This window comes from Humibacter soli, from assembly GCF_054779035.1.
In genome coordinates this window covers 141479-157835 of the sequence record NZ_BAAGYX010000002.1, presented here as the reverse complement: position 1 = coordinate 157835, position 16357 = coordinate 141479, and the positions used below count along the sequence as shown (strand labels likewise).

Sequence of the window (16357 nt, the reverse complement as noted above, 5' to 3'; positions counted from 1 at the left end):
GAAGTTCTAGTGCATGTAGAGCCCGCCGTCGACATTGATGGTCTGGCCGGTGACGAACCCTGCGTCCTCGCTGATGAGGTAGGCGACTGCTGCCGCGACGTCGCGCGGCTGGCCGATGCGGGTCAGCACGCCGTCCGCGGCCATGGCCTCCTTGCGCTCGTCGGTCAGCGGACCGCCCATGATGTCGGTGTCGATGGGGCCCGGCGCAATGGCGTTGACAGTGATGCCGAGCGGTCCGAGCTCACGAGCCGCAGCGCGCGTCAGGCCGATGACACCGGCCTTCGCCGCCGAGTACGCAGCCTTGCTGTAGGTGCCGCCGCCGCGCTGCGCCGAGACGGAGGAGAGGCTCACGATGCGGCCGAGACCCCGCGAAGCCATCGACTCGGCGGCTCGCCTCGTCGAGTAGTGCACCCCTGTCAGGTTGATGTCGATGACCCGGTTCCACTCCTCGGAGGTCACCTCGAGGTACGGGTCAGGAGACGAGACACCCGCGAGGTTCACCAGCGCCACGACCGGCGGAAGTGCGGCCTCCAGCGTGTCGAAGGCGGCTCGAACCTCGCTCTCGACGGCGACGTTCGCGCCCGCACTGGCCGTCTTCACGCCGTGCTCCGCTGCGATGTCCCTTGCGACGGCATCCGCCTCGGCCGCGTCGAGGTCGATCACGCCGACGTTCCAGCCGCGCTCGGCCAGGTAGTGGGCGGCGAAGCGCCCGATGCCGCGCGGCGATGCTGCGCCTGTGAGCACGACGGTGGGTGAGTCGGGGAAGCGTTGGGACATGGACGTGGTCTGCCTTTCAGTTGCTGGATGATGCTGCGATCGTGGCCGCGCGGCCAGGGCTCTAGCGGATCTGGCTGATCTCGAACGTCTCGGGGTCTCCCCCGATGCGCGATCCGCCGTCGAGAGCGTCGATGCGACCCATGTCGTCATCCGTCAGCTCGAAGTCGACGACGTCGATGTTCTCGGCCATGCGCGCGCGGCTCGACGACTTGGGAATCGCCACGAAGCCGTGCTGAAGGTGCCAGCGCAGGATGACCTGCGCCGGAGTGCGTCCCGTCACCGCCGCGATGTCCACCACCTCCGGGTCCGCGAGGTCCGCGCCCTGCCCGAGCGGGCTGTAGGACTCGACAGCCACGCCGCGCTCGCGCAGCGTCTGCGTCAGCTCGCGCTGCGCGAAGTACGGGTGCAGCTCGATCTGGTCGACCGCCGGCACGACCCCGGTCTCCGTGATGACGCGATCCAGGTGGTGCGTCAAGAAGTTGGAGACTCCGATCGCGCGCACCAGGCCAGCCTGCTGAGCCTCGATCATGGCCTCCCAGCTCGCGACGTAGGAGTCGCGGGCCGGCGACGGCCAGTGGATGAGGTAGAGGTCGACGTGGTCGAGCCCGAGCCGGTCGAGACTGGCCCGGAGAGCGTCGGCGGCGGATGCCCTCCCCTGTTCCCCGTTGCGCAGCTTGGTCGTGACGAAGATCTCGCTCCGTGGCAGACCGCTCGCGGCGATCGCACGACCGACACCCTGCTCGTTGTTGTAAGCAGCCGCGGTGTCGAAGTGGCGGTAGCCGACGGCGAGCGCTTCCTCGACCCTGGCCTGCACCTCGTCCGGCGGAATCTGGAAGACGCCGAACCCGATCGCGGGAACCTCGACGCCCTCGCCGAGGCGGACCGATGGCATACTCTTCTCGCTCATGGCACTCATTCTGCTTCTGCGCGCCGAAGCACGAGCAGGGAAACCGACTGGTTCGGCAGCGTCAGCGCAAGCTCACTCGAATCGGATGACACGACGAGCTCCCGCTCCGGCTCGAACTGCTCGAGGCCCATGCGGCCGCGGATCTCCTCGAGCTGCTCCTCTGTCGGGTCCTGCGGGCTGCCCTGAGCGACCCAGACGGTGTGCGCGTTGCTGTGGTCGGCGTCGATGCGGAAGTGCTCGACGGCGTAGCTGCCATGCTGCACGCCGTTGACACGCACGGTGACGTCGGCCGCTTGGTCATCCACGCTGTACTGATCGTCGGTGCGGCGGAAGACGAGCAGCGCGAGGTCGCCATCGTCGGTGCGGGTCGCCAGAACGTCGACCTCCTCCGGCGGCACGCTCGGGGCGATCGCGTCGAGGTCGGAGACCTGCCAGCTGCGGTCGGAGACGGCCGGAAGCCTGGTCGTTCCGAGGCGGGCGAACATGCGGTACGCGTTGAGCAGCGGCTTCTCGACCCGGTTGGCGGTGAGGAAGGCGCGCGTGCCCTCGAACATGCGCTCGCCCTCGAAGTAGAAGCTCCACGTCGTGGCCTCGTGCACCTGAGCGGTCTCGAGGGAGTTGAGGTCGAGGATCTTCTTCATCAGGCTCGCCTGGAACACCGGGTAGTACTCGGTGTTCTGGAACTGGAAGTTCGAGTTGTCGTAGACACCCCAGTGCGCAGGCACACCCGCGTCGCATTCGTCGACGATCGCGGGCAGCGACGCGAACTGCGGGAACTCCGCCATCACGCGCAGAAGCCTGCGGATCTCGAAGAGCATCTTGAGGGTCTGCGGCGACTGCTTCTCGGGCGCGTCGGCACCGATCGGTCCGTAGGTGCGCCACGGCACGAAGTTGGAGCCCTTGGTGTGGAACGACACGAAGTCGAGCGGGAGGTCGTTCTCGGCGACGAAGGCGAGGAACTGGCGCAGGAATCCGACGCCGTTCGGACCACCGGTCACGGTCGGGCCGCCCACGGAGGCCGTCGGGAGCACGCTGCGGATGGCGAGCGCCGTCGTCTCATAGAGCGCGTCGAACTCCTCCGGGGTTCCGCGCCAGTAGTAGATGTCGGGCTCGTTCCACAGCTCCCACAGCCACGTCGACACCTCGGCCTCGCCATAGCGCTCGACGCAGTGCTCGGCGAGCGCTGCGACGAGTCCGCCCCACTTCTCGTAGTCCTTGGGCGGGAAGCTCCAGTGACCGGCCTCGTAGGCGCTGTAGACCGTCGGGCTGTCGACGAACGGGAAGTCCTCGGCGGCGCGCTCCGGCACGAGGTCGCGCGGGGTGAAGCCGAGCTCGACCAGCACGTGGTGACCGGCGCCGACGATCGCGTCGTACGTCTGGTCGATGATGGTGAAGTCATAGAACGGCACGCCGTCGCGCTCGTGGTACACGTTGCCGCTGCCCTGGTGCGGCAGGCCGAAGCCGGTGCCGTTGATGAAGGCGTAGTGCGGCCGAACGTGGAACGGCACGGGCGTGACCTCGCCGAACGTCCCGAGAAGGTGGCGACCCGTTGCGGTGTACGTCCAGTTGATCTCGTCGTAGCCGAGGCTCGCCCAGATCGGCTTGATGGGCTGACCCTCGGAAGAGGCATCCACCTCGATCGTGGCGTTGTGCACGTGCGGCGCCGTCGGGTCGTGCGGTGCTGCGTTGGGGAAGAGGGTGCTGGCCTCGGCCCCTGGGTTCTTGTCCTGCGCAGCTGTCGCGGTTTCGGTGGGCATGCCGGTCCTTTCGATGGGAGATGGTTCGGTGAGGCGTCGCGCCCGAGGACGCGGGAAGGTGCTACTTGATGGCGCCGACGGCGAGGCCGCCCTGCCAGTAACGCTGCAGGCTGAGGAAGGCGACGATGAGCGGGATGATCGACACGAGCGACCCGAGGATGATGAGGCTCCACAGCGACGTCGTGCCCGTACCGCTCGCCGAGTTGGCGAGTCCGTCCCAGAGGCCCAGCCCGACCGTCACGGGGAAGAGGCTGTCAGAGGAGAGCACGGCGAGGGGCAGGAAGTAGTTGTTCCACGTTCCGACGATCGACAGCAGCAGCACGGTGACCACCGCCGGTCGCAAGAGCGGCAACGACACCGTCAGGAAGGTGCGCAACTCTCCCGCTCCGTCGACTCGCGAGGCGTCGAGCAGCTCATCGGGAATGGCGTCGGTGGCATAGACCATCATGAGGTACACGCCGAACGGGTTCAGCAGCGAGGGCAGAATGACGGCCCAGATGGTGTTGGTCAGCCCGAGCTGCGACAGCAGCGCGAACGTCGGGATCACCAGGGCCGTCAGCGGCACCATGACCGACCCGAGCAGCAGCGCGAGGCTGATGCGCTTGCCGGCGAAGGCGTACTTGGCGAACCCGTAGCCGGCCAGCACGGCGAGGATCGTAGAGCCCACGCCGCCGCTCAGCGCGTAGAGAAGGGAGTTGCCCAGCCAACGCAGGTAGATGCCGCCGTTGTAGGTGAACAGCTCGCCGAGGTTGCCGAACAGCGCGAACGTCTTGTCGAACCAGAGGGCGCCGCCGGTTCCGGAGAACAGACCGTGTGCATCCTTCGTGCTGGCGACGATGAGCCACCACAGCGGAAGCAGGAAGTAGATCACCAGCACGACGAGGAAGATGTGCGAGCCGATTCGAGGTTTGCGCCGCGCGCGGGTGGTGCCGGGGGCGGCGATCTTCTCGCTCGCTCGGATTCCGATGCTCGTCATTAGATGACTCGTCCCTTCTTACGGGTGGCGAAGAGGAAGATGTACACGCCGATGAACACGATGAGTCCGAGCGCGAACGAGATCGCCGACGCGTAGTTGATCTGCGAGTTCGTGAACGCGAGGTTGTACGCGTACATGTTGGGCGTGAACGATGGCGTGATGACGCCGTTGGATGACGGAGCGAGCACCTGCGGCTCGGTGAAGAACTGCAGCGTTCCGATCAGGGCGAACACCAGGATCAGCACCATGGCTGAGCCGACCATCGGCACCTTGATGCGAAGTGCGATCTGCCACTGGTTCGCGCCGTCGATCCTCGCCGCCTCGTAGAGCGACTTGTCGATCCCCTGCAGAGCGGCGTAGATGATGATCATGTAGTAACCGCTCCACTGCCACGTCACGACGTTGAGCAGGGCGCCGAACACCGCGTGCGGTCCGAGCAGATTGATCTCCGGCGCGTGGAACAGCGAGGAGATCTGGCTGAGCGGACCGAACGACGGGCTGTAGAGGAAGCCCCACATCAGTGCGCCGATCACGGCCGGCACGGCGTACGGAACGAAGATCATCAAACGGGAGAACCTGGCGAGCCGGGTCGCGACGGTGTCGAGCACGAGCGCGGCCGAGAGCGAGACCAGCATCTGCAACGGGATCAGCACGAGCGAGAAGACCGCGACGAACAGCACGCCGCCCAGGAACTCGGGATCGGTGAAGGCCTTGGCGTAGTTGCCCAGGCCGCTGAAGGTCGTGCCGGTGGCCAGCCCCTTGGTGAAGAGGCTCAGGCCGAAGGCGTACGCCAGTGGCGCGACGAGGAACACCAGGAACACGACGCCGAACGGCGCGACGAACAACCACCCGACGACCTTGGGCTTGATGCTCCTGCCCCGCGGGGCCGTCCTCCTCTGAGAGGACGACCCCACGGTGACGGTGGAATTGGCGCTGGTCATCACTTGGTCTTGACTGTGAAGCCCTGCGACTTGGCGTAGGAGTCGACGGTGGACTGCAGAGAGGCCAGTCCGGCTGACGCGCTCTGGTCACCGCCCGTCGTCTTCGTGAGCATGGCCGTCACCTGCTGGTAGTAGTAATCCTGGAAGGGGCTGTAGCCCTGACCCTTGTAGGCGTCGGCCGTCGGAATCCAGACCTCCTTGTTGGCCTGCTGCCCGCCGAAGAACGGGTCCTGGGCGTTCACGAACCACGGAGCCTTCTGCGCCTTGAGGTGCTGCGGGAAGTGCGCACCGAGAAGGTCGGCGTTCTCGTTGCCGAACAGGTTCAGTGCGACCTCGGCCGCGGCGTGCGGCACCTTGGACTGCGTGGACACCGCGTAGGTCGAGCCACCCCAGTTCGTCTGGATGGCCGAGCTGCTGTCCCACTGCGGCAGCATGGCGACTCGCCACGGGCTGTTCGCACCCTTGGGGAAGCCCGCTCCGGTGAGGTGGCCCGGCTCCCACGATGCGGCGATGAACGTCGCGAGCTTGCCGGAGGAGAGGTCGCTCACGAAGTCGGTTGACGACTGACCCGTCGTGACCACTTCGCCGCTCTTCACCAGGCCGTCCCAATAGTTGAGCACCTTGCGGGTCGCCGCCGTGTTGATGTCGACACCGAGCTCGGTCTTCTTGTCGATGTTGTAGCTGAACGGGTCAGCGCCTGCCTGGATGAACATGGCCTGCGTGAACGCGGGCGTGTCGTTCGGCCAGTCACCCATCGCCGGACCGCCGGCGGCCTTGAGCTTTGCGGCGTCGGACGCGTACTCGGCCCAGGTCGTCGGGGGCGTCAGGCCGTACTTGTCGAAGATGTCCTTGCGGTACATCATCGCGACGGGCCCGCCGTCATCCGGGATCGCGTAGATCGAACCGTTGCTGGAGATGTCCTTCAGCGTTCCCGCGGAGAAGTCGCTCTTCCACTTGTCGGCGCCGTAGTCGCTCAGGTTCACCAGCGCGTCCTTGATCAGGAAGCTGTTCAGGTGGTCGGTCTCGAGCATGACGACGTCGGGCGCACCCTTGCCTGCCGAGATGGCCGTCGAGAACTTCTGGTACTCCGCCGCACCTGCGCCGGCGTTGGTCCAGCAGATCTGCACGTCCTTGTGCGCGTTGTCGAACGCGTCGACGGCGACGGGCAGCGTGGGCGACCATCCCCAGAGGGAGACGCGCGTGGCATCCGGGTAAATGATCTTGTTGTCGCAGTTCGTCGGCTTGTCGGCCTGCGCCTGCGGCTTGTCGGTGGCGGGAACGGCCGATGCCGAGCCACCGCTGCCTCCGCTGGAGGAACAGCCCGCGAGGGTCGCCACGACGGCGAGGCCCGCAAGGGCGATGAGTGCCTTCTTCTTCACGCGAGAAACTCCTTCGTTCGAGATCGACCGGAGCCGCCATGGCAACGACCGTTGACGCGTTCGGCGGGCCGGCAGCGACCCGCGAAGTGGTACTCGGACATGCTGTCTTGTCGACTGCAGATTGTCAACCGTAGATTGTTTACAATCATAAAATCCCTTTTTGTGGGAAGGTTTCGACATGACTGTCTCCGGCTTGACGGCGACCCCTGTGGTCCAGCCGTCTTTGTCACACAACGTGCTCGACGCGCTGCGCACGATGATCAGCAAGGGCCAGCTTCAGCAGGGTGAGCACCTGAAGGAGGCCGAGATCGCGCAGGCACTCGGCGTCAGCCGAGGACCGGTGCGCGAAGCACTCAGCCAGCTCGCCAATGAGGGCTTCGTCGAGCTGAGACGACATCGCGGCGCGTTCGTCGTCGAGCTGACCCGCGCCGACATCATCGAGGTCTACACGCTGCGGCTCGCGCTCGAGAGGCTGGCGGTCGAGCGGGCTGCTGAGCGGATGACGCCAGAGCTGTTCGCCGAGATGGACGCCATCCTCGATCGCATGAAGGCCGTCGGCGATGGATACGAAGCCGCTGCGGCCACCCAGCTCGACCTCGAGTTCCACGACCTGCTCTACAAGGCTGCCGATCATCGCCGGCTCGAGAACTCGTGGGAGCACATCCGCAGCCAGGTCGAGTTCTTCCTGAACGCACGCAACGAGTCGTTCCGCGACTTTCTCCAGGTCGGCTACCTGGAGCACGCCGAGCTGCGAGACGTGCTCTCCAAGGGTGATGCGAAGCTTGCAGGTACCGCCATCCAGGAGCACCTCGACGGTGCGTACAACCGCCTGCTCGCCACCCATCCGCAAGACCCGCCGAGCTCTGCAGAGTCGGGAGCAGGCACAGGCACCATGAGAAGGAGCACCCCGTGACCGCTGCGCAAGACTGGACCGACCAGGACTGGAATCCGAACTCCTGGACATCCGACACCTGGCCCATCGCGGTGTGCCTGCACGGGTTCCCGCCCGTGAGCGCCGACGGCGTTGCACTGCACGACGCTCCCGCCGAGGTGTGGGATGACATGTTCGACCAGATCGAGGCTGCAGGGTTCACCCTCGCCGAGCTCGCAGACAGCCACGTTCGCCCCGCCGACCTCTCGCCGTCGCGCCGCGACGAGTTCCTCGCCATCGCGAAGTCGCACGGCGTTGGCATCCCCTCGGTGCACCTTCAACGTCAGAGCGTCATCATGCCCGGCCACGAGGAGAAGAACCTCGCGTACGCGCATCGCACCATCGACGCGGCCGCCGAGTGGGGCATGAAGGTGTTCTCGACCGGTCTGCACCAGCCGTTCTCCGACGCGCAGCGCAGGGCGCTCTGGTTCTGGACGGCGCCGGGGCCCGTCGACCCTGACGACCCCGAGGTCTGGAATGCGGCAGTGTCGCGCATCCGCGAGCTCGGCAAGCACGCGGCGGAGGTCGGGCTTCCACTGTCGCTCGAGCTGTACGAGGACACCTACCTCGGAACGGCCGACAGCGCCGTGCGCTTCGTCGAGGAGGTCGGCCTCGACAACGTGGGGCTCAACCCCGACGTCGCGAACCTGATCAGGCTGCACCGCCCCGTCGAGGACTGGCGGGAGTTGTTCGCGAAGACCATGCCCTACGCGAACTACATGCACGTGAAGAACTACACGCGCGATGAGTCGGGCGACGGCATCTGGGCGACCTCGTCGCCGTCGACCATGGAGACCGGACTCATCAACTACCGGCACGTGCTGCGCGACGCTGTCGCCGCGGGATTCCGCGGCATCATCATGACGGAGCAGTACGGTGGCGACAGCCTCGGCGTGTGCGCGACGAACCAGCGGTACATCCGCTCCGTTCTGTCGACCGCGAGGTTCGGCACTCCCGCCACGATCTCCGCCACCGCTTCCACCCCCGTCACCGCTTCGGAAGGAACCACCAAGTGAACCCGCTCACCATCGCCGTCGTCGGCTCCGGCTACATGGGAGGAGGCATCGCCCAGGTGCTCGCTCTTGCGGGCCACACGGTGCGCATCGCCGACATCTCCGAGGAGATCGCCGTCGCGAACCTCGCCAGGCTCGACAAGGAGACCGCCGAGTTCGTCGCCGACGGACTGTTCCCCGCCGACGCCGTCGAACGCGTGCGCGCACACATCAGCGCAGCCGCATCGATCGAAGAGGCCGTCGCCGACGCCGACTTCATCGAGGAGGCAGTCCCCGAGAAGATCGAGATCAAGCACGACACCCTGCGTCGGATCAGCGCCGCCGCACGCCCCGACGCCATCATCGGGTCGAACACGTCGACCATCCTGATCGGATCCCTCGCTGAGGCCGTGATCGGACCGGAACGATTCCTCGGCGTGCACTTCTCCAACCCCGCGCCGTTCATCCCCGGTGTCGAGATCATCCCGCACGAGACCACCAGTGCGGATGCCGTCGCGCTCGCCAGCGCCGTCGTCGAGTCGACCGGCAAGCTTGCCGCGCCGATCAAGGATGCCACCGGCTTCGTGCTGAACCGCCTGCAGTACGCCCTGTTCGAGGAAGCGGCGAAGATCGCCGACGAGGGCATCGCGTCGCCGGCTGACATCGACACGATCGTGCGCACCACGTTCGGATTCCGGCTGCCGTTCTTCGGCCCGTTCGCGATCGCCGATATGGCGGGGCTGGATGTCTACGCCTTCTGCTACGAGTCGCTGCAGACTCGCTGGCCCGAACGTTTCGCCACCCCGGCCTCACTCCAGAAGCACGTGGATGCCGGCGAGTTCGGCACCAAGTCGGGGGCGGGTTACCTCGACATCCCGGCCAGCCGCACGCCGGAGCTGGTGGCGTACCGCAACCGCGCGTACGTCGCGATGCAGAAGCTCCTCGACGACCTCGGCCCCGCGCCCCTCTGATCGCCCGTCGCCGGTTGAGGAGCTCGCGGCGAAGCCGCGCGCGTTCCCCGTCGTTGGTTGAGGAGCTCGCGGCGAAGCCGCGCGCGTCTCGAAACCCTTACCCGCGGCGTTGGTGGTTTCGAGACGCGCACCTCCGGTGTGCTCCTCAACCAGCGGGAAGGACGCGCACCTCCGGTGTGCTCCTCAACCAGCGGGAGGGACGCGCATCTCCGGTGTGCTCCTCAACCAGCGGTGGTGGCGAGGCGCTCGGAGACCGTCGCCATGTGCACCGCCATGGCCGACGCCGCGGCGTCTTCGTCGTGACGGGTGATGGCATCCAGGATCGCGGCGTGCTCGTCGATGGCCCGCTGCACCCCTGCCTCATCCCGCACGGCGCGGTCCGCGTAGACCTTGAGCAGCGAACGGGCGACGCCGAGCAGGTCGACAAGCATGGTGTTGCCCGTCGCGGCGGCGAGTGCGCGGTGGAACTCGAGGTCGGCGCGCGCGAAGGCGGAGAGGCTGCGAGTGCCGACCCGCATGCGGTCGAGGTCGCGGGCGAGCGCGTCGAGGTCCGCCTCCTCCGCCCGGGAGGCCGCGAGGCGAGCCGTGTAGATCTCGAGCCCGGACCGCAGTTCGACGAGCTCCGCGGTGTTGCGCTCGCCGATGAGCATCCCCCAGCTCAGGGTCTGCGGCAGGAGCTCGCTCGCTGTGCCACGCAGGTAGCTGCCCGATCCTGGGCGCACGTCGACGATGCCGAGGATCTCCAGAGCGGCCAGCGCCTCGCGAACGGCCGAGCGACCGACACCGAGCGTCGCCGCGAGCTGACGCTCGGGGGGAAGCCTGGTTCCCGGCGCCACCTGTCCGCTCATGAAGAGGTCGAGCATCCGTCCGGCGACGTCGGAGACCGGCGACCCGGACGGCATCGAGCCGAGAGCCGCGACGAGGTCCGCCTCGTTTCCGGGACGATGAGCTGGCATGCGTACAACCTATCGCCGCAAGGCCCCGTTCGCCTTGCAACCGGTCAACCGGTTTGCCAGAATGACACAGTATTCGCCGTGAAGGGAACACAACGATGACCCGCCTGTGGAATGACCCCGCCGACTTCGTCGACGAGATGATCGACGGCTTCGTGGCGGCCAACGCACGGTCAGTGCGCCGCGTCTCAGGAGGCGTCGTGCGCAGCACCGTCGTGCCTGAGGGGCAGGTCGCCGTCGTCATCGGCGGCGGCTCAGGGCACTACCCGGCGTTCGGCGGACTGGTCGGACCCGGCCTCGCGCACGGCGCGGCGATGGGCAACCTCTTCGCATCCCCGTCCGCGCAGCAGGTGCACTCGGTGGCCAAGGCGGCCGATGTAGGTGGCGGTGTGCTGCTCAGCTACGGCAACTACGCAGGCGACGTGCTCAACTTCGACGCGGCCGAGGCGCGGCTCCGCGCCGAGGGCATCCCGTGCCGGACCGTGACGATCACGGATGACATCGCCAGCGCGGCACCGCACGAATCGCAGAAGCGCAGAGGCATCGCCGGTGACCTCACCGTGTTCCGCATCGCCGCGGCCGCCGCGGAGGCGGGCGCAGACCTCGACGAGGTGGTGCGCGTCGCGACCCTCGCGAACGAACGCACCCGCTCGTTCGGCGTCGCGTTCTCCGGATGCACCCTTCCCGGCGCCGCGCAGCCGCTCTTCACTGTGCCGGAGGGCCGCATGGCGATCGGCCTGGGCATCCATGGCGAGCCAGGGATCGAAGAGACCGACATCCCGACCGCTGACGGTCTTGCCGACCTGTTCGTCGACCGTCTGCTCTCCGAGGTGCCGGAGGGCGTCGAGGTCGAGGGCGCGAAGGTGGTGCCGATCCTCAACGGCCTCGGCTCGCTGAAGTACGAGGAGATGTTCGTCGTCTATCGCAGCATCGCACGACGACTGAAGGCAGCTGGCATCGAGATCGTCGACCCGCACGTCGGCGAGTACTGCACGAGCTTCGACATGGCCGGCACTTCGCTCACCCTGTTCTGGCTGGATGACGAGCTCGAGCGCCTCTGGCAGACGCCGGTCGACACTCCCGCGTACCGTCGCGGCTCTGTGAGCTCGACCCTTCTGTCCGACTCCGCACAGGGCCCTGACGGCGCAGATGAGCCGGTTGTCATCCCCGCCTCCGACGAGGCCTCGCGTGCCTGCGCGGTACGGGTGCGCGACGTGCTCGACACCATCGTCGCCACGATCGACGCGAACGTCGACGAGCTCGGACACATGGACTCGATCGCCGGCGACGGCGATCACGGCATCGGCATGCAGCGCGGATCGCACGCCGCTCGCGACGCAGGCGCTGCTGCCGTCGAGGCCGGGGCCGGCGCGGAGACCACGTTGAGCCGCGCCGCGGACGCCTGGGCGGACAAGGCCGGCGGCACCTCTGGAGCGCTCTGGGGTGTCATCCTCCAGGCCGTCGCATCGAAGCTCGGCGACCACGGGCAATCCGACCCGGCAGCCGTTGCCTCGGGCGTCGCGGATGCCAGCGCAGGAGTGATCGCGTACGGCAAGGCTCAGCTCGGTGACAAGACCATGGTCGACGCCCTCGTGCCCTTCAGCGCCCGGTTGAGCGAAGCGGTCGCGAGCGGCGAGAGCCTCGCCGACGCGTGGGCCTCCGCTGCAGAGACCGCCACGAAGGCCGCCGCCGACACCGCGGACCTGCTCCCCCGGCTCGGCAGGGCGCGCACCCACGGCGAGCACAGCATCGGCACCCCGGACCCCGGCGCGGTATCGCTCGCGCTCATCGCCACGGCGATCGGCGAGCTGCTCACCTGAGCCCGAACCCCATCGCCTGAACCCATCGAAGGAAAGAGGAACACACCATGGCAGAACCCCTGCGCCTCATCATCGGCAGCGACGATGCCGGCTTCGACTACAAGGAGATCCTCAAGGGCGACCTGGAGAAGAACGACGGCGTCGCGTCCGTGGTCGATGTGGGTGTCGACGCGTCCGGCCACACCCCCTACGCCAAGGTCGCGATCGAGGCCGCCGAGCGGGTCGCCCGCGGCGAAGCGGATCGCGCCCTGCTGTTCTGCGGCACGGGGCTCGGTGTCGCCATCTCGGCGAACAAGGTGCCGGGCATCCGTGCCGTGACGGCGCACGACAGCTACTCGGTCGAACGCGGCGTGCTCTCCAACAACGCCCAGGTGCTCACAATGGGCCAGCGCGTCGTCGGCATCGAGCTGGCCCGCCGCCTGGTGCGCGAGTGGCTGACCTACCGCTTCGACGAGTCGTCGCCGAGCGCCGCGAAGGTCGCCGTGATCGACGAGTACGAGAGCACCGGATCCTGCTGAGCCGCGGATGACCCACTCGACCGACACCCCACAGGAGAGCTGATGGCACAGCTCACCGTCGGCGTGAGCCTGAAGACCTACTTCGGGCACGCCAGGGCGACGCGGTGGTTCACCGAAGTCGCCAGGAGTGTGCGCGAGCACGATGCCGTCGCTTCCGGGGAGGTCGAGTTCTTCGTCATCCCGACGTATCCGCAGTTACTGCCCGCGCTCGACACCTTCAGCGGCACCCCGGTGCTGATCGGCGCGCAGGATGTCTCGGAGTTCGAGCCGGGCGCATACACCGGCGAGGTCACCGCGTCGGAACTTGCCGAGATCGGCGTGAGCCTCACCGAGATCGGGCACGCCGAGCGACGGCGTCTCTTCGGCGAGACCGACCGGGTGACGGCGGCGAAGGCGGCTGCTTCCCTGCGGCACGGCCTCACCCCCGTGCTCTGTCTCGGCGAGACGGAAAGGTGGGATGCCCAGCGCGCAGCCTCCGCGACCGTCGAGCAGCTGCGCACCGACCTCGAGGGCGCCCCAGCAGGACGCGTCATCGTCGCGTACGAGCCGGTGTGGGCGATCGGGGCTCCCGAGCCCGCGCCTGCCGAGCACATCCGCGTCGTGACCAGGGCGTTGCGTACAGCGCTGGACACGAACCCGGATCGCGCCGGCTCGATGGTGATCTACGGCGGGGCCGCCGGCCCCGGACTGCTCACCCGTCTCGGCGACGACGTCGACGGCCTGTTCCTCGGACGCTTCGCTCACGACGTCGACAACCTCGTTGCGGTGCTCGACGAGGCGGGCGCGACCGCTGCCGCTCGACGAGGAGAAGTGCGCTCGTGATCGGCCGGCCTGCATGATCGGCCAGCGCTCGTGATAGGGCTCGGAAGCTACGCGTTCTTCTGGCAGCACTCCGACCGGGTTCCGGAGCCGCTGTCGCTGGTCGGCGCCTTCGAGCAGACCCGCGCGCTCGACATCGGGCTGTTCCAGATCTGCGACTACGCCCCGCTCGACTCCATGTCGGAGACGGAACTCGCCGATGCCGACCGTGCGGCTCGTGACCTGGGCGTGGTCATCCAACTCGGCACCAAGGGCATCGAGCCCGACCGTCTGGAGCGCTACCTGCTCCTCGCCGATCGGTTCGACGCGCGGCTCGTGCGCTCGATGCTGTACGGCCCCGACTCGCGCCCGTCGCTCGACGAGGCAGAGTCATGGCTGCGGCGAGCGCTGCCCGCCTATGAGGCCGCGGGCGTCACCCTCGCGCTGGAGACCTACGAGCAGGTGAGCACGGATGACCTCGCCGGCCTCGTCGAGCGCATCGACAGCCCCAGCCTGCGCATCTGCCTCGACCCCGCGAACGTCGTCGCCCGGCTGGAGTCCCCCCGCGACTGCATCGAGCGCACTGCGCGGATGACCGGAAACGTGCACGCCAAGGACTTCGCCTTCGCCCGCCAGCCCGGCTGGGTCGGCTTCACCTACAGCGGTGCGCCGATGGGCGAGGGCCTGCATGACTATCACCACCTGCTCGCCACCGTTCGGCCGAGGGAGCGCGGCATCGACGAGATCGTCGAGCACTGGCTGCCGTGGCAGGGCGACGCAGAGACCACCGTCCGTACCGAGCGGGAATGGACCCGCATCGCACTCGACTACCTGAGGAGCATCGAATGACCGACAATTCACCGAACGCCGGCGCTGCCGACACCGCGCCCCACACCATCGCCGTCATCGGCGCGGGCGGCAAGATGGGCATGCGCGTCTCGAACAACCTGGTGAAGACCGCCCACACCGTGTTCTACGTCGAGAACTCGCCGGCCGGCAGGCAGCGCACCACCGACGCGGGACGCGAGTTGACCGACGCCGCAGATGCCGTGGCGAACGCCGACATCGTGGTCTTCGCCGTTCCGGACCTGGCGCTGGAATCCGTCACCGCCGACCTGGTGCCGCAGATGAAGTCGGGCGCGATCGCGCTCACCCTCGACCCGGCTGCGGCCTACGCGGGGCTTTTGACCGACCGGGACGACGTCATCCGCGCGTGCGCCCACCCGTGCCATCCGTCGATCTTCCTGCAGCGCACGACTCCTGAGGAGTACGCGGACACGTTCGGCGGCATCGCGGCGCCGCAGGACGCGATCGCCGCGATCGAGTCGGACGACCCGGCGAAGAAGGCGATCCTGGAGGCGACGGTGCGCGCCATCTACGCGCCCGTGATCGACGTGCACTTCGTCACGATCAAGCAGCTCGCCCAGCTCGAGCCGACGCTCGTCGAGACCGTGGCGTGCATGATCGGCGAGCTGCTGAACGAGGCGCTGAGCGAGGCCGTGAACACGATGGGCGTTCCGGAGAAGGCTGCGCGGAGCATCCTGTACGGCCACACGCAGGTGGCGCTGGCGAACGGCCTCCGCGGCGACAACCCGTTCAGCGACGCCTGCCTGATCGCCATGCAGTACGGGCGCGAGAGCATCATCAAGGACGACTGGAAGAAGATCTTCCGCGATGACGAGCTCGACAGGAACCTCGCCCGCATGCTGCACCTCGACCACATCGAGCGCTGAGACCGGCCGCGATGAACGAAGACCAGATCGAGTGCCGACACCAGCAAGGAGCTGCCCGATGATCACCCTCGACGGCAAAACAGCCCTCGTCACCGGGAGCGGCACCGGCATCGGCCGGGCAGTCGCCGCACGCTTCGCGCTCGAGGGCGCCCGCGTCGTGATCGCCGACCGTGACGCGGATGCCGCAGCAAGGGTCGCCGCCGAACTGGGCCCGACCGCTCGGGCCGTCACGATGGACATCTCCGACGAGCAGACCGTGGAGGATGCCTTCGCCGAGCTCGATCGCGACGGATGGACTCCGGACGTCGTGGTCGCCAATGCCGGCGTGCAGCTCTTCGGGCACGACGCGAAGGCCGCCGACCTCGATCTCGAGGTGTGGCGTCGCACTGTCGACATCAACCTGACGGGCACCTTCCTCACCGTGAAGCACGCGGTTCGGGCGATGCTGCGGCGCGATGCCGCTGCGGCCGAGGGTTCGGCGCGCGGCGGCTCCATCATCCTCACCGGAAGCCCCACCGGGTTGAACGGCGAGGGCGCGGACTTCACGGCGTACAGCGCGACGAAGGCGGGCATCCACGGCCTGGCGCGCACGGTCGCTGCCGCGTACGCGCACGACAACATCCGGGTGAACACGGTCGTGCCCGCGTACACCGAGACCACCCTGGTGACCACGATCAGCGACGACCCGGAGTCGCGGGCGGCGATCATCGGCCGCATCCCGCTGGGTCGAGCGGGCTCGCCGCGCGACGTCGAGGGCATCATGGTGTACCTCGCGAGCGACGACGGCGCCTTCGCCACCGGCTCCCTCTTCACCGTCGACGGCGGCATGGCCACCCTGTAGCCCGGGCTGGCCAGGCCCAGCCCGGATGGGCACCCCTCGCGCGTGTGCATAACTCCTGCAGAT

The 16357-nt window shown here is 67.8% G+C and carries 16 protein-coding genes; 9 read left to right on the top strand and 7 right to left on the bottom strand.

Features of this window, described 5'->3' with window-relative positions; genetic code table 11:
- Positions 1–6 precede the first annotated feature (6 nt).
- The 6 genes from ACYVDN_RS13845 to ACYVDN_RS13820 form a co-directional block, all read right to left on the bottom strand.
- The gene (locus ACYVDN_RS13845) at positions 7–777 is read right to left on the bottom strand and encodes an SDR family NAD(P)-dependent oxidoreductase (protein WP_460572630.1); all 771 of its coding nucleotides are present in this window, start codon (positions 775–777) and stop codon (positions 7–9) included.
- A 61-nt stretch (positions 778–838) separates the two neighbouring features.
- Positions 839–1684 (bottom strand): aldo/keto reductase, encoded by an 846-nt coding sequence (locus tag ACYVDN_RS13840; RefSeq protein WP_460572628.1) that lies wholly within the window; start codon positions 1682–1684, stop codon positions 839–841.
- Between the two features lie 5 nt (positions 1685–1689).
- Entirely contained in the window at positions 1690–3441 is a 1752-nt protein-coding gene (locus ACYVDN_RS13835) for a GH39 family glycosyl hydrolase (protein ID WP_460572626.1), read from the bottom strand.
- A gap of 61 nt (positions 3442–3502) precedes the next feature.
- The gene (locus ACYVDN_RS13830; protein ID WP_460572624.1) at positions 3503–4417 is read right to left on the bottom strand and encodes a carbohydrate ABC transporter permease; all 915 of its coding nucleotides are present in this window, start codon (positions 4415–4417) and stop codon (positions 3503–3505) included.
- The gene (locus ACYVDN_RS13825) at positions 4417–5358 is read right to left on the bottom strand and encodes a carbohydrate ABC transporter permease (protein WP_460572622.1); all 942 of its coding nucleotides are present in this window, start codon (positions 5356–5358) and stop codon (positions 4417–4419) included. The genes ACYVDN_RS13830 and ACYVDN_RS13825 overlap by 1 nt, the downstream gene beginning before the upstream one ends.
- Positions 5358–6737: an ABC transporter substrate-binding protein gene (locus ACYVDN_RS13820; protein ID WP_460572620.1), complete on the bottom strand. Its 1380-nt coding sequence runs from the start codon at positions 6735–6737 to the stop codon at positions 5358–5360. The genes ACYVDN_RS13825 and ACYVDN_RS13820 overlap by 1 nt, the downstream gene beginning before the upstream one ends.
- A 178-nt stretch (positions 6738–6915) precedes the next feature.
- Here ACYVDN_RS13820 and ACYVDN_RS13815 point away from each other — a divergent pair, with 178 nt between their 5' ends.
- The 3 genes from ACYVDN_RS13815 to ACYVDN_RS13805 are packed head-to-tail and all read left to right on the top strand — an operon-like array spanning position 6916 to position 9631.
- The gene (locus ACYVDN_RS13815; RefSeq protein ID WP_460572618.1) at positions 6916–7650 is read left to right on the top strand and encodes a GntR family transcriptional regulator; all 735 of its coding nucleotides are present in this window, start codon (positions 6916–6918) and stop codon (positions 7648–7650) included.
- The gene (locus ACYVDN_RS13810) at positions 7647–8684 is read left to right on the top strand and encodes a sugar phosphate isomerase/epimerase family protein (protein WP_460572616.1); all 1038 of its coding nucleotides are present in this window, start codon (positions 7647–7649) and stop codon (positions 8682–8684) included. The genes ACYVDN_RS13815 and ACYVDN_RS13810 overlap by 4 nt, the downstream gene beginning before the upstream one ends.
- Before the next feature lie 35 nt (positions 8685–8719).
- Entirely contained in the window at positions 8720–9631 is a 912-nt protein-coding gene (locus tag ACYVDN_RS13805) for a 3-hydroxyacyl-CoA dehydrogenase family protein (protein WP_460573522.1), read from the top strand.
- 221 nt (positions 9632–9852) lie between these two features.
- Here the strand turns inward: ACYVDN_RS13805 and ACYVDN_RS13800 are convergent, their stop codons facing one another.
- Positions 9853–10587, bottom strand: coding sequence for a FadR/GntR family transcriptional regulator (locus ACYVDN_RS13800; RefSeq protein ID WP_460572614.1), 735 nt, complete (start codon positions 10585–10587; stop codon positions 9853–9855).
- A 95-nt stretch (positions 10588–10682) separates the two neighbouring features.
- Here ACYVDN_RS13800 and ACYVDN_RS13795 point away from each other — a divergent pair, with 95 nt between their 5' ends.
- From ACYVDN_RS13795 to ACYVDN_RS13770, 6 genes are read left to right on the top strand one after another with little or no spacing between them, the layout of a single operon-like run.
- Positions 10683–12404: a dihydroxyacetone kinase family protein gene (locus tag ACYVDN_RS13795; protein WP_460572612.1), complete on the top strand. Its 1722-nt coding sequence runs from the start codon at positions 10683–10685 to the stop codon at positions 12402–12404.
- Positions 12405–12451: 47 nt separating this feature from the next.
- The gene (locus tag ACYVDN_RS13790; protein ID WP_460572610.1) at positions 12452–12922 is read left to right on the top strand and encodes an RpiB/LacA/LacB family sugar-phosphate isomerase; all 471 of its coding nucleotides are present in this window, start codon (positions 12452–12454) and stop codon (positions 12920–12922) included.
- A 42-nt stretch (positions 12923–12964) separates the two neighbouring features.
- Complete coding sequence (locus ACYVDN_RS13785) at positions 12965–13744, top strand: triose-phosphate isomerase family protein (RefSeq protein ID WP_460572607.1); 780 nt, start codon at positions 12965–12967, stop codon at positions 13742–13744.
- A gap of 30 nt (positions 13745–13774) precedes the next feature.
- Positions 13775–14569, top strand: a complete 795-nt coding sequence (locus ACYVDN_RS13780) for a sugar phosphate isomerase/epimerase family protein (RefSeq protein WP_460572605.1) — start codon at positions 13775–13777, stop codon at positions 14567–14569.
- The gene (locus ACYVDN_RS13775) at positions 14566–15453 is read left to right on the top strand and encodes a phosphogluconate dehydrogenase C-terminal domain-containing protein (protein WP_460572603.1); all 888 of its coding nucleotides are present in this window, start codon (positions 14566–14568) and stop codon (positions 15451–15453) included. The genes ACYVDN_RS13780 and ACYVDN_RS13775 overlap by 4 nt, the downstream gene beginning before the upstream one ends.
- 58 nt (positions 15454–15511) lie before the next feature.
- Positions 15512–16294 (top strand): SDR family NAD(P)-dependent oxidoreductase, encoded by a 783-nt coding sequence (locus ACYVDN_RS13770; protein ID WP_460572601.1) that lies wholly within the window; start codon positions 15512–15514, stop codon positions 16292–16294.
- The last annotated feature ends 63 nt before the right edge of the window (positions 16295–16357 follow it).

What these genes read in the sequence shown, in the direction of transcription:
- ACYVDN_RS13845 (WP_460572630.1), bottom strand. Translation starts at nt 777, where the DNA reads ATGTCCCAACGCTTCCCCGACTCACCCACCGTCGTGCTCACAGGCGCA.
- ACYVDN_RS13840 (WP_460572628.1), bottom strand. Translation starts at nt 1,684, where the DNA reads ATGAGCGAGAAGAGTATGCCATCGGTCCGCCTCGGCGAGGGCGTCGAG.
- ACYVDN_RS13835 (WP_460572626.1), bottom strand. Translation starts at nt 3,441, where the DNA reads ATGCCCACCGAAACCGCGACAGCTGCGCAGGACAAGAACCCAGGGGCC.
- ACYVDN_RS13830 (WP_460572624.1), bottom strand. Translation starts at nt 4,417, where the DNA reads ATGACGAGCATCGGAATCCGAGCGAGCGAGAAGATCGCCGCCCCCGGC.
- ACYVDN_RS13825 (WP_460572622.1), bottom strand. Translation starts at nt 5,358, where the DNA reads ATGACCAGCGCCAATTCCACCGTCACCGTGGGGTCGTCCTCTCAGAGG.
- ACYVDN_RS13815 (WP_460572618.1), top strand. Translation starts at nt 6,916, where the DNA reads ATGACTGTCTCCGGCTTGACGGCGACCCCTGTGGTCCAGCCGTCTTTG.
- ACYVDN_RS13805 (WP_460573522.1), top strand. Translation starts at nt 8,720, where the DNA reads ATGGGAGGAGGCATCGCCCAGGTGCTCGCTCTTGCGGGCCACACGGTG.
- ACYVDN_RS13800 (WP_460572614.1), bottom strand. Translation starts at nt 10,587, where the DNA reads ATGCCAGCTCATCGTCCCGGAAACGAGGCGGACCTCGTCGCGGCTCTC.
- ACYVDN_RS13795 (WP_460572612.1), top strand. Translation starts at nt 10,683, where the DNA reads ATGACCCGCCTGTGGAATGACCCCGCCGACTTCGTCGACGAGATGATC.
- ACYVDN_RS13790 (WP_460572610.1), top strand. Translation starts at nt 12,452, where the DNA reads ATGGCAGAACCCCTGCGCCTCATCATCGGCAGCGACGATGCCGGCTTC.
- ACYVDN_RS13785 (WP_460572607.1), top strand. Translation starts at nt 12,965, where the DNA reads ATGGCACAGCTCACCGTCGGCGTGAGCCTGAAGACCTACTTCGGGCAC.
- ACYVDN_RS13775 (WP_460572603.1), top strand. Translation starts at nt 14,566, where the DNA reads ATGACCGACAATTCACCGAACGCCGGCGCTGCCGACACCGCGCCCCAC.
- ACYVDN_RS13770 (WP_460572601.1), top strand. Translation starts at nt 15,512, where the DNA reads ATGATCACCCTCGACGGCAAAACAGCCCTCGTCACCGGGAGCGGCACC.